Genomic DNA, 22,332 nt, shown 5'->3' on the forward strand with positions numbered 1-22,332 from the left:
ATCTATTAGAATCAAAGTGTTATGTCATTTTTAGCAAACACCTTCCCGCTCCATAGAGGGCTTTACACGTAATGGGATTACGTGTTTTTATCGGGCCAGCAAAACACTCCCTGGCTGGAAACCCGCATGGCCCGAACTGATTTCAACTTTCTTTTTGGCCGCAGATTGCGGCACTTACGGCGCTTATGCGGTCTGACCCAGGCTGGTCTGGCCGGCCAGTCGGGCGTTTCCCTTGAGCATTTAAACAAGATCGAGCGAGGAGCGGCCGCTCCGTCCCTGGCTGTGGTCGAGGCCTTTTGCCAGGCGCTGGCGGTGGAGCCGGCGGTGTTGTTTTTGTTTAGCCCGGGCAACCGGGATGCACCTGACGCGGCCGGCATCAACTGGGCCGCGGCCCACGCCCGACAGGGATTTTTCGCCTGGCAGCCGGCCAGCGGGATAATGCGGGTGGCCGGGTCGTTGCGTCGGCTGCTTGGCTATTCCGGCAAAGAGCGGCATGAACCGTTGCAGTCATTTTTCGACACGGTCTTCCCCAAGGAGGCTGCGGCAACGGCTGCCGCGCTGGCCGCCCTGACCGCTCCGGGCGACCGTCAGACGCTGGCGGTGCTCTTTTGTCGCCGTGACGGCGAGTTGCGCCATGGGTCCCTGATGCTGGAGCTGGTGGGCAACACCCGCGACGGCCTGTGGGGCGTGGGCGTGTTGGCCGACGTGTCCGAACCGTACCGGCTGGAGCGGATGGTGCGGGCCGAAGCCGCCCTGGTGGATCGACGGGTGCGCGAGCGCACGACCCGGCTGGAACGAACCATGGATCGGCTGCGCCGGGAAGGCGCCGAACTGGCCGAGCAGCTGCGCCGTTACCAGGGTGTTTTCGAAAATGCCCCGCTGGGCATTGCCCTGACCACCCCCGAGGGCCGCTATATCGAAGCCAATACGGCCTTGGCCCGGCTGTACGGCTATGACTCGCCAGCCCAGTTGGGGCGCATGGTCCACAACATAGCCGACCAGCTCTATGCCGATCCGACCAAGCGCGACGAGCTCGCCCTCCGGTTGGCCGAGGATGGCCGGGTGGACCGTTTCGAGGCCTCGGTGCGGCGACGGGACGGCACCTTGCTGGCCACCCGGCGAAATGTCCGGATCGTAACCGGACCAACCGGGGAACTCTCGCATTACGAGCATTTCGTACAGGATTCTTCGGCCCTGGAAAGCGCCGAACACGATCTGCGCCGCTATGCCCGTATCATTGCCGCCTCCTCGGACCTCGTGGCCCTGGTCGATCCGCAGGGCCGGTATCTGTTCGTCAACGACGCCTATGTGGCGGCCTATGGCCGGAGCCAGGACGCCATTGTCGGCCACCATGTCGCAGAATTTCTTGGACAACAGTATTTCGACGAGATCATGGCCCCGCGGATGGCCGAATGCTTGCGCGGCGACAATGTCCGTTTCGAGGTCTGGCTGCAGTTGGAAGGCCTGGGTCGCCGCTATCTCTCCATCCAGTATTCGCCCTGGTCCGAGGCAGGACTCGACCACCGTTGCGTGGTCATCAATGCCCGGGACATGACCGAGACCAGACTGGCCGTGGAAGAACTGCGCGACAGCGAAAAAACCACCTCCATCCTGTACCGGGTCTCCAGTGCCGTGGCCACGGAAGAGGACATGGACGGTCTGTTTACGACCATTCGCAACATCCTTGGCGAAGCCATAGACGTGCATGAATTTTCCATTGCCCTGGCCGATCGGGACAACGATTGCCTCGACTATGTGCTTTTCGACAGCCAGGACGAACCGCAGCCGCCCCCTCTGACGGGTCTGGCCAACCGGCTCACCCCCCTGACCCGCGACAATTTCAGCGACTTCAAGGAAACAAGCGTCTTGATCGAAGTCATGCGCACGGCCCACCCCCTGCTTGTCACCCGGCGGGGGATGCGCCTGACCGGTCTGACCTGTCCGGGCGGCCGTATCCCCGAGGTCTGGCTTGGCGTCCCCATCCGGGTGCGCCAGGAGGTGCTCGGCGTCATGGCGGTGATGCATTTTTCCGATGCCGGCCGGTACGGCAAGAAGGAAGCCGAACTCCTGCTGTCCGTGGCCGAACAGCTGGCCCTTGGCGTGGAGCGTCGGCGCAACCTCAAGGCCCTTTGGGCCGCCAAAGAGGAAGCCGACCGGGCCAACCAGGCCAAAAGCCGGTTTTTGGCCAGCATGAGCCACGAAATCCGCACGCCCATGAACGCCATTTTGGGCCTGACCGACATGACCCTGCACACCGCACTGACCCCGGAGCAACGCGACTACATGGAAACGGTCCAGGAATCGGCCCAGCACCTGCTCGGCATTTTAAACGACATCCTGGACTTTTCCAAAATCGAGGCCCGCCAGATGGACCTTGAGCTGGTGGATTACGATCTCCACGAGCTATTCCGTTCGGTGGTCAAGACGCTCGGCGTTTCGGCCCGGAACAAGGACCTGTGGCTCAACCTGGACATCACCGCCGGCGCCCCCCGCCTTGTTCGCGGCGATCCCGGCAAAATCCGCCAGATCCTGGTCAATCTTGTGGGCAATGCCGTCAAATTCACCGCCGCCGGCGGCGTGTCCCTGCGGCTTTGCCATGCGCCGCCTGACGCGGGACAGCCCCCCCGGCTGCATCTCACCGTGGCCGACACCGGCATCGGCATCGACCCGGCCCTGTTTGACACTATTTTCGAAAGCTTCCGCCAGGCCGACAATTCCACGGCCCGCCGCTACGGCGGCACCGGCCTTGGGCTGGCCATCAGCCGGGAGATGGCCCATCTCATGGAAGGCGACATTACCGTGGTTTCCACCCCGGGCAAGGGCAGTTGTTTCACCCTGACCATCCCCTTTGTCCCGGGCCGGCCAACCACCGCCCACCCAGTCCCCCAGCCGGGCAGACGACGCCGCCTGCGGGTGCTGCTGGCCGAGGACAACCCGGTCAATATCAAACTGATGAACATTCACCTCGCCAAACTCGGCCATGAGGCGGTCATCGCCACCTCCGGCGAGGCGGCTTTGACCGAGCTGGCCCAGTCGCGTTTCGACCTGGTGCTGATGGATATCGAGATGCCGTCCATGGACGGCCTGACCGCCGCCCGCCTCATCCGGGCCGGCGGCAGGCCCCAGAACCCGGTAACTGATCCCGACGTGCCCATTGTGGCCGTCACCGCCCATGTTTCCCAGGATGTGCGCCAGGCCTGCACCGCCGCCGGCATGAATGCCTATATCTTCAAACCGATCAACCTCGACGAACTGGCCTCGACCATCGACCTGCTCACCCCTTCGGAAGCCGCCACGCCCGTCACGCCGGCGGCGGCGACGGAACTGCCGGCCCCGCCGGCCCAGTCCCCTGTCCCGGCCGACGGCCCCAAGGGCGTACTGGACACGGATTGGGCTTTGGCCCGCCTGGGCATCGATCAAGAAATCTTCAGTCCCATTCTGGCTATTTCTTTGCAGGAATTACGAAAACGCCTGGAGGCGACGGACCTCGCCCTCAAGGATCGGGACATGGCCAAGCTGTCTCTGCACGGCCACACCATGAAATCGGCGGCAGCCACCATCGGCGCAGCCCTATGCCAGGAATTGGCCGCCGCACTGGAACGGGCCGGCAAACAGCAACACTATGACGAAGCGGTGCGCCTGACCGCCCAGCTTCGAAACGCCTTTGCCGACGTCCTGGCTGCTGTCGGACAATCTTGACGCCGCCAGCCGCATTTGCGAAAAATATACCCTTACGCCAAGCCAGCCACGCCGCTGGCACAGGAAAGACGCCATGCCCGTATTGCTTATTGCCGACGACTCCATGTTCCAGCGATTCCAGACCGCCAAAACCGCCAAGGAAGCCGGGTTTGACGTCCTCGAGGCCAAGGACGGCGAAGAATGCCTGCGTCTGGCCCGGGAACACCGCCCCCACGTCCTGCTCCTGGACCTCAACATGCCCGATCCGGGGGGGGTGGCCGTGCTGGAAGTCCTGTCCCGGGAACAGCCCGGCATCCAGGTCTGCGTGGTCACGGCCGACATCCAGGAAACCACCCGTTCCCGGTGTATGGAACTCGGCGCCCGGGAGTTTCTCAACAAGCCCGTTGACCAGGCCGTCCTGCGCGAGACCCTGGCCAGCCTGCTTGTCTCCCGCAAGGATTGACCGCCATGCCGCTTTCCTCCTTGCAGCTCGACATCATGCAGGAGCTGATCAATATCGGCGTGGGCCGGGCCGCCGGAATGCTCAACCAGATGGTCAACACCCACATCCAGCTGCAAGTGCCGGTCTTGCGGGTGTTGACGCCAAACCAGCTGGCGGCGCTGTACGCCACGCGCCCCAACTCGGTCTTCTCAGCGGTCCAGCTGTCGTTTACCGGCCAATTCGCCGGCATCAGCGCCCTTATTTTTCCGCCCAAATCCGCAGACAAGCTCATCAATGTGGTGCTCGGCAACGGGGCCATGCCCGGCGCAGACGACTCCATGCGCACGGCCACCCTCCAGGAAGTGGGCAATATCGTCCTAAACGGCGTCATGGGCTCCATTGCCAACATCCTGGGCGAGCCCCTGCGCTATTCCCCGCCGGACTACATTGAGGCCGACATCAGCTCCATCATTGGCCAGGGCAACGGCATGATCCTCGTGGCCAGCACCCAGTTCAGCATGAAAGACCACCTCATCGACGGCGAGGTGCTCATCATCTTCAGCCTCTCCTCGTTTGACTCCCTGCTCAGCGCCATCGACACCCTGGCTGCCGGCTGACCTGCCGCAGTGCCGGGCCGCGGCATCCGTATCGGCTGACCGCAAACGATCGGTTGGAACACGACTGTATTGCTTACCAATACTGACGCCTTTTGCGGGGATGGGGCCGTCTAGAACTCATAACGAAGCTGCACCGTCCCGCCCGGCGCGCCGCCAACTGCATAGCGTTTGATCCGGGAGCCGCTCTCCCGGTAAAACGTCATGGTTCCAGGCAGGGCGTAAAACGCCCCAAGTCCCAGGCAAAGTCCCGGAGCCGGCTCCAGGTCGACTCCGGCCCCGACCCGGGCGGCCAAAAGGTTGACCGTGCCGCCCGGAACCGTCCGATTGTCGTCGTCAAGCCTGTACGTTCCGCTCTCGATGTCGCCGGTGGCCCGAAGCGTCCACCACGACCCGCCCCGCCAGGCCACCTCGGTGCGCGGCAACCCGAGATTGGCCGTCAGTCCGGGCACGGACGCCGGTTCGTAGCGCAGCCCGACCACCGGCACGGGCTGGACATCCACCGGGGTCACGGATGCGCCGCCGCCCAGGGTCACGGCCCATTGGCTGCCCAGGGGCACGATAATGCCGGCCAGGGCCGTGCCGCCAAGGCCTCTCAAATCGGGCTGCTTTTCAAAACCGAGATCACCCCGCAAGCCGACGAAGCCGGCTACGTCGCGCCACAAGCCGCCCTTGAGGGTGACTCCGGCGTCAAGCCGGGTCAGATGCTCAAATGGTGCCCGGCCGCCAAGGGTCAGGCGGCCAGCCTTGGATAATTCGTACTGGCCGGTCGTGCCGCCCAGATCCAGGGCGAGCGTGCCGGTATCATAGGCGACCCGCCCCTCTTGCTGCCAGACCGAAACCGTGGCCCCGGACACGGTGGCCGGGGCCGTGTAGCTGCCGCCGGCCTCGACGCGCAGGCCACGCCCGTGATCCGCGCCTTTCTTGCGGCCGGCCTTGTCCATGGCGGCCAGATCCTCTTCCAAGGCCGCCCCGGCCCGGTCGTCCCCCCGGGCCTCGCCCAAGGCAGCCAACAACAGGGCCAGGGCAAGAAGTCCCAGCCCCAGACACCATGGTCCAAATGTGGTCAGACGATTCTTGGCCGGCACCATGTTGTTCTGTGTGATCTGATGCATGCGACACTCCTTTGTGATCCGCCGATTGCAGCCGGCTCGCGCTGTACGCCCGGACCCGGGCGCGCTGTTTCCCGAGGTTTTCCCCTCCTGCCGGAGGCCCCGCTGACAGAAACGTCACCGATCGGTGACATTGACTCTCAAAAAAAAGGCCCTGCCTCAGTCCTGGCCGAGCACGCCCCGGATGATGCGGCCGATCATGGCGTCCAGACGGTCCCAACTGGCCGGATCGTCCAGGGACAGGCCGGCAAAGGTCGGCTCCCGCCGCTCCCGCACGGCCAGATGGTTGAGCGCCGCCCCAAGTACGGCATAAAAAACCCTGAGATCCACCGGCGGTATGACCTCGCCCCTGGCCACCAGTTCCAGGATGCCCTCCCCGCCCTCGGCCCGGGCCGTGTCCAGGGCCTCGGTCAGTTCGTTGTGCTCGATAAACCGCCAGGCCAGGATTTCCTGGGTCAGCGGCCGCGACCGGATGCCGCGCAGATAGTTCCGGGCCGCCACCACCACCCGCTCGGCAAAGGGCAGGGCCAGAAAGGCCGGTTCATCCCCGCCGGTCAGTTCGGCCAGGTCCGGCCAGAAGTCGCCCTCCCGGGAAAAGGCGGCCACCAATCCGGGCAGGCCGTCGAAATAGCGGTAGATGAGCACCTTATCCACCCCGGCCTCCCGGGCCACGGTGTTGACCCCGACCGCCCGGAAGCCCTGCCGGGCCAGCACCCGGCCCACAGCGGCAATGAGCCGGCGTTTGGTGGCTTCGCGGTCCTTGGGCGCACGGGCGGTGCGACTGTGGCTGGTGTCCATGGCCCCTTCTAGTCACCGGCGAGTGACATTGTCAACGGCTTTCTCCCCACAAAAAGAACGCCGGCGACCAAGGGGCCGCCGGCGTTACGAAAACATGCGCGTCCTGATTCAGGAAAGAGGCTTCATTCCAGTACCAGTCCTGCTTCCCGGCCAACACGGGCGGTTGGATGCGGCCCTAGCGGACCAGCCGCCGCCGCATCCCGGCCAGGGCCAGGACCAGGAAGACCGCGGCAAAGACGGCCAGGAACAGGACATGCCCCAGGGACCCCGGACCTAAAAGGCCCAGGCAGGCCGACCGGGTCAATTCGGCCAGATGGTACAAGGGGAGTATGGTGGCCATGCCCGCCGCCCAGGCCGGCAGGCCGCCCAGCGGAAAAAAGGTCCCGGAGAAAAGAAACATCGGGGTGATGACCAGGAAGATCGGCAGGTTGAACATGTCGATGGACGAGGTGACGCTGGTGACGGCCATGCCCATGGCCCCAAAGGCCAGACCGCCAAGGAAAGCGATGGGCAGGACGGCCAGGGCCTGCCAACTCGGGGCATAGCCCAGGGCGGCGATGACCCCCAACATGAGCGTGGCCGCAATGACCGCCCGGGTGGCCCCCCAGACGATCTCGGCCACGATGATTTCCTCGACGGTCAGCGGCGTGGCCAGCAGCGCGTCGTAGGTCTTCTGGTAGAACATGCGCACAAATGAACTGTACGACGTCTCCAGAAAGGCCTGCCACATGACCGTTGCCGCCAGCATGGAAGGCGCGAAAAAATCAGTGTAGGACATGGCCCGGCCGTTCCAGACCACTTGCGTGATCAGTCCGGAAAAGCCCAGGGCAAAGGCAATAAGGTAAAACAGCGGCTCCAGCATGGGCGGCAGGAAATTAATGGCCCAGATGCGGCGATAAACCCGCAGGTTGCGCCGCCATACCGCCCAGAACAGTCCGGTAAAACGCGCATCGGTCGTCATTCCCGAAGCTCCCTGCCGGTCAGGCGCAAAAAGACGTCTTCCAGGGTGGCCGGCCGGATAAAACCCGACTCGGCGCAAAATCGCTCCCGCAAGGCGAGCAGGGCCGCCTTGTCGTCGCCGTAGACAATGAGCCGCCGGCCGGATCGGTCAAACCGGATGCCGGCCTGGGCGAGATGCACGGCCATGGCCTCTTCCGGGGACTCCACTTCCAGGGCGTGACGCCCGACATGCTCGGCCAACAGCCCGGCCGGCTCCCCCGCCGCCACCACCTGGCCGTGGTCGATAATGCACAACCGGTCGCAAAACCGCTCGGCCTCCTCCATGGCGTGGGTGGTGAGCAGGATGGTCAGGCCTTGCCGCTTGAGATCGAGCAGGCGGTCCCAGAGGGTGTTGCGCGACTGCGGGTCAAGACCGGTGGTCGGCTCGTCGAGAATGAGCAGTTCCGGGCGATTGATGATGGCCCGGGCCAGCATGAGACGGCGGGCCATGCCGCCGGAAAGTTCCTCGTACTGGAAGCGTTTTTTGGCTTCCAGGGCGAAAAAGGCCAGCAGCTCGTCGGCCCGGGCCTGGGCCTCGGCCCGGGGAATGCCGAAGTAGCCGGCAAAAACGAGCAGATTTTCCAGGACGCTTAGGTCCGGGTCCAGGGTATTGCCCTGTTGGCAGACCCCAAGCCGGGCCTTGATGCGGCGAAAGCCGGTGCGGATATCCTGGCCAAAAACCCTGATAGTCCCGCCTGAGGCCGGCGAGAAGCCATAAATCATACGGATGGTGGTGGTCTTGCCGGCCCCGTTGGGGCCAAGCAGGCCGAAGCACTCGCCCCGGCGCACGGCAAAGCTGACGTTTTGCACCGCCTCGAAAGCGCCGTAGCTCTTGCGCGCAGCCTCGACAGCGAGGATCGGTTCGTCGTGCGGCTGTTCCATGGGCCTCTTCTACGCCAGGACGCCGCCCTGCGCCAGATCGTTTTCCCGGACCGTCGCCCGGTTCCCTTGCCGGATTGTCATGCCCGGGCAAGGTTCAGCAGAGGCGGCGGCAGGTAACAGGCTGTGACAATACGGAGGTGTGCCTATGTTTTCCGGTTTATTGCAGCCCATGCATCTCATCGTCATTCTGGTGGTGGTCCTGATCATCTACGGTCCGGGCAAACTGGCCAACCTCGGCCACGATCTGGGAAAATCCATCCGTGAGTTCAAGTCGGCCATGGAGGAACACCACGTGGGGTCCAGCCAGATTACGGCCGAGACCAAGCCGGCCGCCCAACCCGCTCCCCGGGCCATGGACATGGCCGAGGAAGTCCGGCCGGCCGACAAGGCCTAGAGCCCAAGACGCAGAATCCCGGTCGGACTGGATGCTGCGGGCCGATGCAGGTGTTACGATCCTGCCGAGAAGTATCCGTGCAGGGGCTTGGGCGGGGTCCGGTCCTCACCCCCGCCCTGCCGCGTCCTTAGTCCAGGCGCAGGGAACGGCGGAAGCGCTTGTCCAGAGGTGTCCGGGACGGCCACGGGTGGGACAGGGCTGGCCGAGAAGGCCTGGCGACCTTAGCCGTGTGAAATGGCAGGGTCGCCGGCATGGGGATGCCGCGGTTCTCTTTTCGATCCTGCGGCAACTCCCTTCGTGTGGCCTTGCACAATGAACTCTGCATATAATTGGCTCAAAATCGGAGTTTAACGCTTTATTCCACGTGCATTTGATCGATTCCCCTGCCTCTCCATTTGCAATACGTGACACGAGGCCCCGGATTGAGCGGCTCCTTCCCGTGACAAACCGCCTGTGAGGAGGTAATATGATCACGGGGTCTGCCTTTCGGCGGCAAGGGGACCAACCTGCAGGCCACGCAATGCCAAATCGTGCGCCGCCGCACCCCGTTGCTCATCCCGGGCTTCCAGCCTCCCCAAAAGAGCGTCAACAAGCACCCTGGAAGGAGAATCGCCATGCCAACACGTCGTATCGTCAAGGTGTTCAAGAGTCGCCCGGCCGTTGAGGGCGCGGGCGTGCATCTCAAACGGGCCTTTGGCAATTCCCAGGTGCCGCAGTTCGATCCTTTTTTAATGCTGGACGATTTCCATACCAGCAATCCGGCCGAATATCTGCCGGGATTCCCTTGGCATCCGCATCGCGGCATCGAGACCATCACCTATGTGCTGGAAGGGTTGGTGGAACACGGCGACAGCATGGGCAACAAAGGGGTCATAGCCTCCGGCAGCGTGCAATGGATGACCGCCGGCAGCGGCATCATCCACCAGGAGATGCCCAAGGAAACGCCTTCCGGGATGCTGTGGGGGTTTCAGTTCTGGGCCAACTTGCCGGCCCGCCAAAAGATGATGCCGCCTCGCTATCGGGACGTCAAAGCAGCAGACATTCCCGAGGTCTCCCTGGACTCGGGAACAAAGATCAAGATCATCAGCGGCGAGGTGGCGGGCGTGCGCGGCCCCGTTCAAGACATCGTCATCGATCCCGAAATGTTGGATGTATCGATTCCGGCTGGTGGCGTCTTCAGGCATCCCGTCAAGGAGGGGCACACGGTCATTGCCTACATTTTGGATGGGCACGGCTATTTTGACGACCGCCGCGATGCCTTTGCCTTCGAGATGTCGGGGGCAGGTTGGATGGATGTGGACAGGGACTGCCGCTGTGGCCCCGAAACCACCGTGCTCTATGAACGCAGTGGGCAAACGGTGGAAATCGTCGCTTTGGACAGAGCCTTGCGCTTCGTGCTCATCAGCGGGAAACCGCTTGGCGAGCCCATCGCCTGGTACGGCCCCATTGTCATGAACACGCAGGCTGAGTTGCGCGTTGCCTTTGACGAATATGCCCGGGGCACGTTTGTCAAGCACACCTAGGCGCACGGACGCCAACGGTTTGTTTCCATAACCGAATGGCGCTGGCAACAGCGTTGCGCTCAAGCCGGTGCGGGTATGCCAAAGGGGACGGGAGTGACATGGGAACTGGCCGGCTGGAAGCCTTTAGCGATGGCGTCATCGCCATCATTATTACCATTATGGTTTTGGAATTGAGGGTCCCTCATGGCGACTCCATGAGTGCCTTGCAGCCGCTGTTCTCTACATTTTTAAGCTACATACTCAGTTTTGTGTATGTTGGAATATATTGGAGCAATCATCATCACATGCTCCACGCAACGCAACACGTCAATGGCGGCATTCTTTGGGCCAATCTACATCTGTTGTTCTGGCTGTCATTGATCCCATTCACGACAGGGTGGATGGGGCAAAACCATTTTTCCGCTGCGCCTTGTGCCTTATACGGCACGGTTCTCCTGCTGTCCTCCATTGCCTATTGGATCCTACAGCGAACGATCATTGCCGCCCAGGGCCATAGTTCACTCCTTAAAATCGCGGTTGGCCGGGACTTTAAAGGAAAAATATCTCCGGTGCTCTACTTGATTGCCATACCGACAGCTTTTTTTGCGGAGTGGGTCGCTGAGGGGATCTATGTCCTTGTCGCCATGATTTGGCTCATTCCGGACCGTCGCATTGAACGGTTTTTAGAAAATAAAGATACCTAGTACCGCAATTGCATCTGGCCAAACCACTTGAAATGTGAGGCAGGGACAGCCGACCCCAATTTTCCCGCTTTCAGGCGAGGGAGTGGATGAACGCAAACCCGGAGTGGAACACAGAACCGGCGATCAGTGCCCTGCCGCGTCCTTGTCCAGACGCAGGGAGCGACGAAACCGCTTGTCCAAGGTCTCTTCGAAAAAGTCCTGGAGCACCCGGCGGTACTTCTTGAGATAGTACTGTCGGTCCAGAAACTTCTGCTTGTCGCGGTACTTGATCAGCGTCGAGGGGTTGAAGTAGGCCACGGCGTTCTTGGGCGTGAGCACAAAGGGCGGCAGGCCCTCCTGGACCAGGATGTAGCTGGCGACCAACGCCCCGGTGCGGTGGTTGCCTTCGAGAAAGAGCTGCGGCTGGCTGACCCCCAGGACATAGACCCCGGCGGCCCGGCGGGTGGCGCTTTTGTGGCGTTTGCGCTCGTACCAGTCGGCAATGCCGCCGATGCCGTCGGCAAAGCGGTGGCGCGTTTCCAGCAGATGGGAGCCGTATTCCAGGCGCACGCTGTCGTTTACGCCGCACAGCACAATGTGGTTGAGTTCCAGGATATGGTCGAGTCCTGACGGCGAGAACACCTCCACCCCGTCTTCAAGGAGCTGGTCCACGTAGGCATAGCCTTCGAGCAGGTTGCCGATGATCTGGTCGGTCAGCGGTTCGCGGCGCATGAGCAGCTTTTCGTTGACGCCTTCAAAATTTGCCTGCACGGCGCGCAGGGATTCCTCGATCCGGTCGAGGTCGAGGCGGTACTGTTTGTGGCTGCTCATAGGGCCGGGCATCCTTTCCGCGTTCCCGTGACAACCCCGGGTGGTGGCGGTCCATGGGATGTGCCGCAAGGCGGCGGCCTTGTCCACCACCGAAAAAAAGGCCGCCCCGACGAATCGGAGCGGCCTTTGGATGTTTGCTCTGTCAGCCTAGGCGGCGGAAGCGCCCTGGTAGGGGCGGCGGGGACGCTGGTTGCCGTCGCGCTGGTTGCCGCCGTCGGCCAGGCCGAAGGTGGTGCGGCGGTCGTCACTGCGCGGACGGTCGCCAGCCGGGCGATCGTTGCGCGGACGGTCGCCAGCCGGGCGGTCGGTACGCGGGCGTTCGCCAGCCGGACGGTCGGAGCGCGAACGGTCGCCCTGGGCCGATTCAGCCCGGGCCGGACGGTCCGTGCGCGAACGATCGCCGTAGGAACGCTCGCCATAGCTCTGCCGGGGGCGGTCGCCGTAGTTCTGGCGGCCACGGGACGGGTAGCGCGGGGCCGGGGCGCTGCGGCGGAATTCGCCCGGCTCGGGCTCAAAGCCGGCCAGCTCGCGACGGGGCAGGGCCTTTTTCATGTGGGACTCGATGGCCCGGACCATGCCGACGTCTTCGCCGGTCACGAAGGTATGGGCCTGGCCGTCATGTTCGGCCCGGCCGGTGCGGCCGATGCGGTGGGTGTAGGCCTCGGCCGTGTCCGGAATATCGAAGTTGATGACGTGGCCCACCTGGGAGACGTCAATGCCCCGGGCGGCGATATCCGTGGCCACCAGCACCTGGAACGCGCCGCGGCGGAAGCCTTCCATGGCGATCTGGCGCTGGCGCTGGGACAGGTTGCCCTGCAGGCAGGTCGCCTTATGGCCGGAACGGCACAGTTGCAGGGCCAGATTCTTGGCCCGGTGCTTGGTGCGGGTGAAAACGATGACCGACGATTTTCCGGCCTCGCCCAGCAGATGCAGGAGCAGCGGAGCCTTCTGGTTGTGGGACACCGGGTAGATGGCGTGTTCCACAGTGGCCAGAGGGGCCATGTTGCCGATGCGCACGGCAACCGGGTCGGAAAGCGTCTCGCCAGCCAGGCCGGAGATGGCCGGGGGCATGGTGGCGGAGAAAAGCAGGGTCTGGCGCTTGGCCGGCAGGGCCGCCAGGATGCGCTTGATGTCCGGCAAAAAGCCCATGTCGAACATGTGGTCGGCTTCATCCAGAACCAGCGTCTCCAGGCCGTCGAAACGGACGTTGCCCTGGTTCAAGTGGTCAAGCAGGCGGCCCGGGCAGGCCACCACGATGTCCACGCCCTGACGCAGGGCGCGGGTCTGCGGGAACATGCCCATGCCGCCGTAGATGACGGCGGCGCGCAGCTTGGTGCCGCGCATGAAGTCCAGGGCGGAGCGGAAAATCTGTTCAGCCAACTCCCGGGTCGGGGCCAGGATCAAGGTCCGCGGCGAACGCGACTTGGCCGGGGTGGTCAGCAGACGATGCAGGATGGGCAACAGGAAAGCGGCGGTTTTGCCGGTTCCGGTCTGGGCCAGACCCATCAGGTCACGTCCTTCGAGGATGTGGGGGATGGATTCGGTCTGGATAGGGGTCGGGTTTTCGTAGCCGATGCGCTTGATGTTGGCGACAAGGGCAGAGTGCAGGGCAAAAGAATCGAAGCTCAAAAGGATATCCTTTGGCAAGACGTGTAACCGCGCTGCTTGAAATCGCGCGCGGCGGCGATCGGCGATGCGAGAAACGGAAGCTGCGGGCCGCGTCAGGAATCGGAAGATCGGGGCCAGTGGCCATCGGGGGGGAGAAGGCGTTCCGGGTGGGAGCGACCGGTTTGCAGCGAGACCGTGTCGCGGGAACGATGCCCTGGGCCGATGAATGCCAAGCAGTCAGAATACGGACTTTATGGCTGGTGTCAACCAGCCGAATCGAAATACCCTTGGTTTTTATCCGATCCCCGTGTAGCCAGCCGGAAACCAGGGAGTTTCCATGAAGGACCAGAAACGGGCCATGCGCTTTGGGCTGGTCACGGTGGCCATGTGGTCCACGGTGGCCTCGGCCTTCAAGCTGGCCCTGGCCCACGTCAGCCCGCTGCAACTGCTTTTTTTCGCCAGCCTGGCCTCGTGCCTGACCCTGGCCGCAATCCTGGCCGCCACGGGCCGGCTTGGCCAGTTGCGCCGGCTCACCCGCGCCCAGTGGCGGCGTTCGCTGTTCCTTGGCGCGCTCAACCCCTTCCTCTACTACACCATCCTCTTTGCCGCCTATGACCTGCTCCCGGCCCAGGAGGCCCAGCCGCTGAACTACACCTGGGCCATCACCCTGTCGCTTCTGGCCGTGCCCATGCTCGGCCAGAAGCTGCGGGGCCGCGACTTGATCGCCATCCTGGTCAGCTACTGCGGCGTGGTGGTCATCGCCACCCACGGCGATCTGCTTGGGATGCGTTTTGCCAGTCCGTCCGGGGTGGCCCTGGCCCTTGTTTCCACGGTGATCTGGGCCTTGTACTGGATTCTCGGGACCAGGGACGACCGCGACCCGGTGGTGGGGCTTCTGGCCAATTTCCTGTGCAGTCTGCCGCTCACCTTCCTGGCCGTGCTGTGTTTTTCCGACCCCTTCCCGGGCTCGTGGCCGGGGCTGGCCGGCGCGGCCTACGTCGGCGTCTTCGAAATGGGGCTGGCCTTTGTGACCTGGCTCACCGCCCTCAAATGCGCGGAAAATGCCGCCCGGGTGGCAAACCTGATCTTCCTGTCGCCTTTTTGTTCGCTGCTGCTGATCCATTTCTTGGTCGGCGAGGCGATTTTGCCGTCCACCGTGGTGGGACTGGGGCTGATCCTGGCCGGGCTGGGAGTGCAGCGCCTGGGGCGGTAAGCTGGCCTGCTTTAGGCCCGCGCCGCTTTCAAGATCGAAACCATCGTGGCCGCCCGGTGCACATACGTGTGTTCGGCGTCTATTCGCTTCCGGGCGTTCTCGGAATATTTCGCTCTGGTTGCGCCGTCTTGGGCATACCTCTTATACTGCTCGACAAAATCATCGGCACCCGAATACGTCGCAATCTCCTGGCCCACTTCAAAAAGACCGGCAATCTGGTCGCTCGAATCCGTCAACAGGAATCCGCCGGCAAAAGGGACGTCAAACACCCGTTCATTGGCCGCGCCATGCATATGGACGCTCGTGATGTTCAACGTGATGGTCGCGGCCTTGTAGAGACCGGCTATAAACGACCGGTCGTAATTGGACGGCATCAGGTTGATGGAGCGGTCTTTAAGGGCATTTTTCCAATCAAGCGGCCCGACAATGAGATGCTCTTTCGCTATTGCCCGGGCCAGGACAGCGGTTCGATACAACTTGTTTGCATACAGACTGACGATGAGATCAAATTTCTGCCGCACCGGCGCGCTGCCAAGCGCGTGGTACCAGGCCGCATACGGGCCGCCTTCTTCCGCAAGCAACGCCACCACGGTCTTTGCCCGCTCGGCGACCAGACGCCCGGCGATCTTCTTGTAGGCCGGCAACAATCTGACAAGACTTGGCGTCGTTTTGATATACCGGCCGATCTTGGCGGAAAATGTTTCGCCGACAAAGAGCAGCCGATTTTCCGCCGCATGAACGGCAGCCGGCGCAAGCCCATCCCCGCTCGCGCGTGGGTGGGCATTGACCCCAAGCGGCAGATAAAAGGCGTGCTTGTAGCCAAGCTGGGACAGCTCCGGCAGGGCTGAGGCGTCCGTCGAGAAAAGAAAGACATTGTCGCCGACAACCGCCCGAAACGGACTCAGGATAAGACCCGGGCTGTCCAACAGCCACGAGACCAGCGGAACATCCAGGTCGCCAAGCAGGTTGCCCAGATCGCCTTCCGGGTCCACGCCGTTGTGCGACAAGGTCAAAACAAAATCCGGGTTGACCTGGACAATCAAGGCGATCAAACGCGCGATAAATTCTTGTTTCTGCGTCCAGGGGAAAAGGTCCAGTCCGTATCCCTTCACGCCAATGGCTTCAAAAGCATCCTCCAGGCCATCCAAGAAAACATAATCAGAGCGCTTGATAAAAATAAAAGCATACGGCCTTTTGGCAAAAGGCTTTTTGTCCTTCACTTTTTTGAAATCGCTCTTCTTGATCGTCAGCATAGGCCTTACGCCCCTGTGCGGCATTGCAATTGGCCGGTCGTCCAGGGCAGGCCGACCGGGAAGCCCGTTCCCCCTCTAGAACTGAAAATACAGAAAATCCGTAGCGTTCGAGAGATTCGTCACCACCACGAAAAACAGCGCGCCCAGGAGCGCCGCCCAGGCCACGGTCGGCCGCCACTGCAAGAAGCGCGGCGCCGGCGGCTCGCCCGGGGTCAGAAAGGCCTCGATGCGCGGGCGCACGCCGGCCATGATCTGCTGGGTGTTGGGCGCAAGAAAACTCACCGCAGCGCAGCCGGCCAGGGCGCTCCAGACCGTCCAGCCGTAGGCCGGCCCCCCGCCCCCGCCAGCCCCGAACAGGGCCGCATACACCCGCCCGGCCGCCGGCAGCGTCTCGGCCCGAAACAGCACCCAGGCCAGGGCCGTCAGGGCGAAGGTCGCGGCCACGGCCGCCAGGTGCGCGGTCCTCCCCGACTCCCCGCCCGGTCCGGCCCGCCGGGTCACGGCATGGGTGACGGCCAAGGCCAGCCCGTGCGCCCCGCCCCACAGGATAAAGCCATAGCCCGCCCCGTGCCACAACCCGCCAAGGAGCATGGTCGCCAGCAGATTGGCGTATTGGCGCAATGCCCCGTGCCGGTTGCCGCCCAGAGGAATGTAGAGACACTCGCGCAAAAACCAGGACAGGGTGATGTGCCAGCGCCGCCAGAACTCCACGATGCTGCGCGACTTGTAGGGCGAATCGAAATTGACCGGCAGTTCGATCTTAAAGAGCAAGGCAAGGCCGATGGCCATGTCCGAATAACCGGAAAAATCGAAATAAATCTGGAAGGTATAGGCCAAAACGCCGGCCCAGGCCGCCGCCGAGCCCAGAGGGCCGCCCGCGGCGGCCTGCCCGAAAACCTCGTTGGCGAAGGGCGCGATCAGGTCGGCGATAAGCACCTTTTTGACCAGCCCGAGCGTCAGCCAGGCCAAGCCCGAGGCGGCAAACACCGACGACAGCCCGAAAAAGGCCCGGGAACCCAGCTGGGCCAGAATATTTTTATACTTGATGATGGGACCGGCAATGAGGTGGGGAAAAAAGGTGACGCAAAAGACGTAGTCGAGGAAGCGAAACCGCGTCACCGCGCCGCTTCGGATATCGCGCAGAAAAATGATCTGCTGGAAGGTGAAAAAGGAAATGCCAAGCGGCAGGACAATCATCGGCGACGGTACGGTCAGGCCGAACAGGGACAGGACGTCGGTGAGAAAAAAGCGCGTGTACTTGAAATAGGCGAGCAAGGCGACGTTGGCGGCCACGCCGAGTCGGAAGAGCTTGGTGCGCCGGACGCAGCCCGCCTCCCCCCGGGCGGCGGCGATGGCCCGGGCCAGCAGATAGTTGCCCGCAATGGAGGTCAGGATGACCGGCACGTCGGCCACGGCAAACCAGCCGTAAAAGGCCAGGGAACAGACGATCAGCCAGATTTTGGCCGGCCTGCGGTCGTCCCGCCCGGCCAGCAGGGCAAAGCCGGCAAAGGCAAGGGGTAAAAAGGCGAACAGAAAGATATAGGAATTAAAGAGCATGGCGGGACCTGCTGCAATCGGCTCCCGACGCGGGCAGGGCGCGGCGCAGCCAGAAACAAAGAGTTGGCCGACGCCTCACGGCTGCTCCGTGGCAATGGCAAAGGCCGTGAACGCGGCGGCATAGCCGGTGGGGTCGCCAGGGGCAAAGGCCACGCCGAACTGGTTATAGGCCTTGTAGTCGATGGTGATGGAATTAAGCCCCACCTGACCCGGAAAGGTCAGATCGCAGGCTTCCTCCCCTTCCATCCAGCCCTGGGCCTTGGGCAGGGGCAGAACCGTCACCGCGCCATTGGCCGTGACGGTCAGCGCCTGGCCGGGCACGGGGTTGTTGACCCGAAAGGTCAGGCGCACGGTGCGCGGCAGGGGCAGGACAAAGGCCACTACGGTCCGCGGCCCCAGGCCCCAGCGCCAATGACGCCCGCCTTCGCGCTCCAGGCCAAGCAGCCCGGCCACTTTGAAATCCGGCGGCAGCGGTTTGGTTGCGTCAAACAAATCCACGGCAAAAGTGGCCCGGGCCTCGCGGGCCAGGCTCTGTTGCCGCGCGCGCCAGACCTCGCGACCGCCGGCTCCGACGGCCACGACCAGCCCCAGGCAAAGCGCCCCGGCAGCCAGCCGCAACGCACGCCGCCGCCGTTCTCCCAGGATGACCAGGGCCTGCCGGCGGCGGCCGGCCAGCCAGACCATGGCCTCATGCAGCCGGTCGGGCAGGGTAAGGCGCAAGGCGTGGTCGTCGACAGCCGGGCCGTCGATCACAAAAAGCCCCCGGGGCGGCGGGGAGAGCTCCGGGGAGTGGGCGGCCAGGGCCTGTCGCAAGACCCGGGCCTCGGCCTCAAACCGGGCCGCCGCCGACCGGGCCGCAGCCACGTCGGCGGCATCGAGCAACCGCTCGATCTCGGCCTTCCTGGCGGACAAGGCAGCGAACTCCCGGCGCAGGGCAGCGGCAGTACAAGCTGCCGGCGAGGGAAAAAAACGGCTCATGGCCCGCTCCGGGAAGCCCGGCCCAGCACCAGGTCGATATAGGCGCTGTTATCCCGGGCAAACCGGGCATGGCCGGCTTCAAGCCAGGCGGCGTCAGCGGCAGGATCCACCGCGGCGGAGGAACTCTTGGCCGGGACAAGTTCCCGGCCAAAGTCCGGCACCGCGTCTTCGCCGGCCACCATGCGGCGCAGCATCAGGTTGCCGACGTTTCGCTTGTAGTGAAACGTATCGGCAAAATAGGTCAGTTCATCGCGCAGGCCGGCCGCGGTCAGCACCGGCTCGGTCGTAACGGCGTTGTACCCGGAAAAATCCCACAGCGCGATGCGCGGTCCGGGACCGCCGGCATTGGCCTCGACCGTCATCGCAATGATCGCGCGCCGCCAGGCAAGATACGTATCCCACAGACCGGCCTCGCGCAGCACGTCAAACAGCACGGCATGGAAGGGATTGATCAGCACATACGTCTCAATGCCGTTGTCGCGGCAATAGTGCAACAGGCTTTTGAAGTCCGTAAGCGATGATACGCCGGTCCGGGGATTGCTCAAGGCGTAGTTGTGGTAAAACTGAAGCACGGCCGGATAGAAACCGACAAAAGGATTGTGTTGGGCCGACAATTCCGTCGCAGCGGCCATCGCCGGAGCCAACGGCGTTGCGGCCGGGGCAGCCGGGACGGCGGGCGAGACGGCAGGCCGGGGGGACGGCCGACTGTTGATGACGCACTGAGCGCCCTTGGCCAGGGCGTCGCGGGAAAACAACAGCCGACAGACATCGCTCAGGATGTCGCCGGGAAGGCGGCCGGGCTGGCCAAGAAAGCGTTCGGCATCGGTCTTGTCAAAGGGCGTATAGCCGGTATTGAACCCGAAGAAATCCAAGGCAATGACCGCACGTTTCAGCGGCGTGACCGTATTGGCGTGGACGAGCATCCGCCGGGCCATGGCAAAATCGGCGTGGGCCATGCCGCCGTTGTAGCAGTTGACGGCCTCGCCCGGGTACAAGGCGGCCAGATCCGGGCAAAAAATGTCGCGGGAGCGCGAAGACCCAACGATGATGGCGTCATAGTTGCCGCGAAGGACGACGTAGGGCTTGGTGACGTGGTCAGGCTTGGTCTTGGCCGTGGACAGGCCCGGGATTGGCGGCGTCCCAAACACGCCGTAGGGATCGATGCCGACGGAAAACACAGCCGCAGCGCCGCAGCCCACGGCCACGACAGCAAGGAAGACGGCAAGAAATCGCTTATGCGCATACATCGGCGGCGTATCCAGGGGAAATGTGCCCGACGGCACACCCCCCGGTCGGAGCCTGTGCGCCATGGCGACGGCAAGCAGTGCCATCCTAACGTCGACATGTCAAGCAAACAAAGCTAGCACATTGAAATAAAAGGAAAAAACGAAACGCCTCGTCTCCGGCAAGGGCCGGCGGCCGCTGCTATTGCAACACGACCCACCGGTCGTCGATTTTTTTGAGGCGCAGCACGGTTTGCTTGGCCCCGCCGACGGACAACGGCCCAAGCGAGGCGGAAGAGACGATGGTGACGGTTGCCTCGTACACACCGTCGGCCTTGCGTTCTTTCTTGTCCACGACGAACCGCTCAATGGCCATGACATTGTTTAAAATACCCAAGATATCGTTCCGCTGGACGGCGCTTCGGAAAGCCAGTTCCACCTCCGCGTCCGACGGCCCTCCCAGGGAGCAGGCCGGAAGCAGGGTCAGCCCGGCGAGAAGGACGCAAAGGACAAGGAATTTCATACGCCTCCTGAGGGGATGTGGGAGAGGAAGGCTTGCGCGTCGGGAGGAGGAACCCTCAATCCGTGTAAAACTGCCAAGCATTTCCGGTTCTTTTTTTGATGTTATACATGGCAATGTCAGCTTTTCTGAGCAGTTCATCCGGCTTTTCCCCATCAGTCGGATAACTGCTTATTCCGATGCTTGCGCCAATCTCGAGCACGTTTGAATGTAAGCGCATCGGCGTTGCCAACGACGACACGATCCTGCTGGCGATCATTTCTATCTCAGACCGGCTTCGAAACATTTCGAGCAGGACAGAAAATTCGTCACCAGCCAACCGCGAGACGGTGTCGACTTCCCGAACACTCGACACGATCCTTGAGCTGGCTTCTTGCAGAACAGCATCGCCGGCCTGGTGGCCAAAGTTGTCGTTAATTTGTTTGAACCTATCTAAATCAATGAATAATATCGCCAAAGAATGCCGGAAGCGTTTCGCCCGGAAAATCGATCGCTCAAGCCTCTCAAAGAACAAAATGCGGTTAGGCAGTTTCGTAAGCGTGTCATACAAAGCAAGTTGCCTGAATCTCTCTTCAGAAGCCTTGATGGTTTCATGCGACTTCATGAGTTCTTCGATGCCCACGCTCAGCGCCCTGATATGACTTTCGAGTGCCTCTTCGAGCAAAATCCGGTTTTCTTCACTTCGAGCGATCTTCCGTTTCAATATGCGAATCTGTTTTTCGAGTTCAGTTATTAACATATTCCATTTGTCTCAAGAACAGTGCACAATTGTTATTCACCAATCAACAGCGTCACGAAGGTCGTCCCATGAAACCTGAACGCACTATTGGCCTGCACTGGCCCAAACTCGCCATAACAATAGAAACCGGCAAAAGGAATACTTGGCAGCAACCGTCTGGCTGTTGCATATTCTTCGACAACCTTTGTCCCCATAATCATTTTCCGTCCTGCGCATGAAAAAAACAGCGCCACTGAAATCTTCTTGCCAGGATAACGATCAATGGCCCCCTGGATAGACTCAAAGCATGATTTTGTGATCACGTTCCGATCCGCTGTCCCTATTTGCACCTCAGCGCCATCTGGCACGCACCCATTCAAAGAAACGCTTCCTTTTTCCGGATCAGACTTGGGAGCACTCAGGACATAGTAATCATCCGAACGGTCTGGGAAAACGGCCAGGCAATAATTCATAAAAATATCGCTATCGCCGATATAGTGTCGAAAGTACTCATACGCTGTCCGCTGGCCTATCGTATAAAGCGTATTTTTTTCAACACGACCCACCGCTTCCCGTAGGCCCAACGGAGAATGCCCCCCCTTGATCCCAAATGAAAAATGAATATCCCCTGCAAAAAGAAGCAAAACCACACTATCCGTCGCAACTGTATTATCAATAAACTGGCTTGTCTTGCGCTGCTTGGAATGTGCCGCAGCAACGCCGCCAAAAACGGGAAAATTCTCACCCAGAATTTTCTTTATACCCACATCAACGCCCGATATCCCCGCACTTATGGGATCAGCGAGGATAATGGCAAATTTTTCATGTCCTCTCTTGTTGTGCAATTTGCTAACACACTGAAGAGCCGCCTGCTCTCCAGCCTGTGTTCCGTCAGACGAAATGCCGAAACCGCTGCCTGATTTTATTTCGACCACATCAGAAACAAAGAGAATTAAAACAAGAGAATCATCCGTAAATCCTAAATTCGAACAAAGCTCACCGTCCGTTGTGCATCCGACAAGATCAATAGATGAAAATTCATTATGTATAATGTCCAATATTATACCATGGTCATATTCGATTGAACAGAGTAGAATACCAGCTTGCGGATGACGCTGGCCAAGTTGTATCCGTATCTGCGACAGCACCTCCTCTGTAGCTTCCTTTTCGAGAACATCTTCACTTTGACCGATCAATACCTCGAACATCTCTCCTCCAACCACAATACATGAAAAAATGCAAGATATGTTAACAAAGAAACAAACGCCACGCATTTAACACGAAATGCTCTCTTCAGGAATACTTCAGCACTTCTTAACATGGCATA

General features: G+C 61.8%; 20 protein-coding genes. 7 read left to right on the forward strand and 13 right to left on the reverse strand.

The genetic code is table 11. The features are described 5' to 3' along the window. Window positions 1-126 precede the first annotated feature (126 nt). The 3 genes from NY78_RS12890 to NY78_RS12900 all read left to right on the forward strand — a co-directional run bounded on the left by NY78_RS12890 (window position 127) and on the right by NY78_RS12900 (window position 4,737). Window positions 127-3,699: an ATP-binding protein gene (locus tag NY78_RS12890; protein ID WP_043636622.1), complete on the forward strand. Its 3,573-nt coding sequence runs from the start codon at window positions 127-129 to the stop codon at window positions 3,697-3,699. 73 nt (window positions 3,700-3,772) lie between these two features. Then, window positions 3,773-4,141 (forward strand): response regulator, encoded by a 369-nt coding sequence (locus NY78_RS12895; protein WP_043636624.1) that lies wholly within the window; start codon window positions 3,773-3,775, stop codon window positions 4,139-4,141. A gap of 5 nt (window positions 4,142-4,146) precedes the next feature. Next, a complete protein-coding gene (locus NY78_RS12900) occupies window positions 4,147-4,737 on the forward strand; it encodes a chemotaxis protein CheC (protein WP_043636626.1) in 591 nt (196 codons plus the stop codon). A gap of 110 nt (window positions 4,738-4,847) precedes the next feature. Here NY78_RS12900 and NY78_RS12905 read toward each other — a convergent pair whose 3' ends face one another. From NY78_RS12905 to NY78_RS12920, 4 genes are all read right to left on the reverse strand, one after another. Next, complete coding sequence (locus NY78_RS12905) at window positions 4,848-5,849, reverse strand: hypothetical protein (RefSeq protein WP_043636628.1); 1,002 nt, start codon at window positions 5,847-5,849, stop codon at window positions 4,848-4,850. A gap of 156 nt (window positions 5,850-6,005) precedes the next feature. Next, on the reverse strand, window positions 6,006-6,644 hold the full coding sequence (locus tag NY78_RS12910) for a TetR/AcrR family transcriptional regulator (RefSeq protein WP_043636632.1): 639 nt from the start codon (window positions 6,642-6,644) through the stop codon (window positions 6,006-6,008). Between the two features lie 175 nt (window positions 6,645-6,819). After that, the gene (locus NY78_RS12915; protein WP_043636635.1) at window positions 6,820-7,605 is read right to left on the reverse strand and encodes an ABC transporter permease; all 786 of its coding nucleotides are present in this window, start codon (window positions 7,603-7,605) and stop codon (window positions 6,820-6,822) included. Then, a complete protein-coding gene (locus tag NY78_RS12920; protein ID WP_047960178.1) occupies window positions 7,602-8,525 on the reverse strand; it encodes an ABC transporter ATP-binding protein in 924 nt (307 codons plus the stop codon). The genes NY78_RS12915 and NY78_RS12920 overlap by 4 nt, the downstream gene beginning before the upstream one ends. Window positions 8,526-8,670: 145 nt before the next feature. On the opposite strand from NY78_RS12920, the gene NY78_RS22885 reads away from it, so the two are divergent. The 3 genes from NY78_RS22885 (at window position 8,671) to NY78_RS12935 (ending at window position 11,125) form a co-directional block, all read left to right on the forward strand. Next, the gene (locus NY78_RS22885) at window positions 8,671-8,919 is read left to right on the forward strand and encodes a twin-arginine translocase TatA/TatE family subunit (RefSeq protein WP_047960179.1); all 249 of its coding nucleotides are present in this window, start codon (window positions 8,671-8,673) and stop codon (window positions 8,917-8,919) included. 614 nt (window positions 8,920-9,533) lie between these two features. After that, the gene (locus NY78_RS12930; protein WP_043636637.1) at window positions 9,534-10,442 is read left to right on the forward strand and encodes a pirin family protein; all 909 of its coding nucleotides are present in this window, start codon (window positions 9,534-9,536) and stop codon (window positions 10,440-10,442) included. A 98-nt stretch (window positions 10,443-10,540) separates the two neighbouring features. After that, window positions 10,541-11,125, forward strand: a complete 585-nt coding sequence (locus NY78_RS12935; RefSeq protein ID WP_043636640.1) for a TMEM175 family protein — start codon at window positions 10,541-10,543, stop codon at window positions 11,123-11,125. Between the two features lie 123 nt (window positions 11,126-11,248). Here the strand turns inward: NY78_RS12935 and NY78_RS12940 are convergent, their stop codons facing one another. Together NY78_RS12940 and NY78_RS12945 are read right to left on the reverse strand one after the other, a co-directional pair. After that, window positions 11,249-11,935: a hypothetical protein gene (locus NY78_RS12940; protein WP_043636643.1), complete on the reverse strand. Its 687-nt coding sequence runs from the start codon at window positions 11,933-11,935 to the stop codon at window positions 11,249-11,251. A 147-nt stretch (window positions 11,936-12,082) separates the two neighbouring features. Then, window positions 12,083-13,564: a DEAD/DEAH box helicase gene (locus NY78_RS12945; protein ID WP_043636645.1), complete on the reverse strand. Its 1,482-nt coding sequence runs from the start codon at window positions 13,562-13,564 to the stop codon at window positions 12,083-12,085. Between the two features lie 316 nt (window positions 13,565-13,880). Between NY78_RS12945 and NY78_RS12950 the strand changes: the two genes are divergently transcribed. Further along, a complete protein-coding gene (locus NY78_RS12950) occupies window positions 13,881-14,756 on the forward strand; it encodes a DMT family transporter (RefSeq protein WP_043636647.1) in 876 nt (291 codons plus the stop codon). An 11-nt stretch (window positions 14,757-14,767) separates the two neighbouring features. Here NY78_RS12950 and NY78_RS12955 read toward each other — a convergent pair whose 3' ends face one another. From NY78_RS12955 to NY78_RS23725, 7 genes are all read right to left on the reverse strand, one after another. Further along, the gene (locus tag NY78_RS12955) at window positions 14,768-16,009 is read right to left on the reverse strand and encodes a glycosyltransferase family protein (RefSeq protein WP_043636649.1); all 1,242 of its coding nucleotides are present in this window, start codon (window positions 16,007-16,009) and stop codon (window positions 14,768-14,770) included. A gap of 75 nt (window positions 16,010-16,084) precedes the next feature. Further along, complete coding sequence (locus NY78_RS12960) at window positions 16,085-17,566, reverse strand: MBOAT family O-acyltransferase (RefSeq protein ID WP_043636652.1); 1,482 nt, start codon at window positions 17,564-17,566, stop codon at window positions 16,085-16,087. Between the two features lie 75 nt (window positions 17,567-17,641). Next, complete coding sequence (locus NY78_RS12965; RefSeq protein WP_043636653.1) at window positions 17,642-18,544, reverse strand: hypothetical protein; 903 nt, start codon at window positions 18,542-18,544, stop codon at window positions 17,642-17,644. Further along, window positions 18,541-19,791, reverse strand: coding sequence for a hypothetical protein (locus tag NY78_RS12970; protein ID WP_043636654.1), 1,251 nt, complete (start codon window positions 19,789-19,791; stop codon window positions 18,541-18,543). The genes NY78_RS12965 and NY78_RS12970 overlap by 4 nt, the downstream gene beginning before the upstream one ends. A gap of 178 nt (window positions 19,792-19,969) precedes the next feature. Continuing rightward, window positions 19,970-20,290, reverse strand: coding sequence for a hypothetical protein (locus NY78_RS12975; protein WP_043636655.1), 321 nt, complete (start codon window positions 20,288-20,290; stop codon window positions 19,970-19,972). 55 nt (window positions 20,291-20,345) lie between these two features. After that, window positions 20,346-21,026 carry a GGDEF domain-containing protein gene (locus NY78_RS12980; RefSeq protein WP_053062204.1) on the reverse strand — a complete coding sequence of 227 codons (681 nt, stop codon included), beginning with the start codon at window positions 21,024-21,026 and terminating at the stop codon, window positions 20,346-20,348. A gap of 32 nt (window positions 21,027-21,058) precedes the next feature. Continuing rightward, window positions 21,059-22,213, reverse strand: coding sequence for an FIST signal transduction protein (locus NY78_RS23725; protein WP_197084244.1), 1,155 nt, complete (start codon window positions 22,211-22,213; stop codon window positions 21,059-21,061). Between the last annotated feature and the right edge of the window lie 119 nt (window positions 22,214-22,332).

The organism is Desulfovibrio sp. TomC (assembly GCF_000801335.2).
Lineage (GTDB): Bacteria > Desulfobacterota > Desulfovibrionia > Desulfovibrionales > Desulfovibrionaceae > Solidesulfovibrio.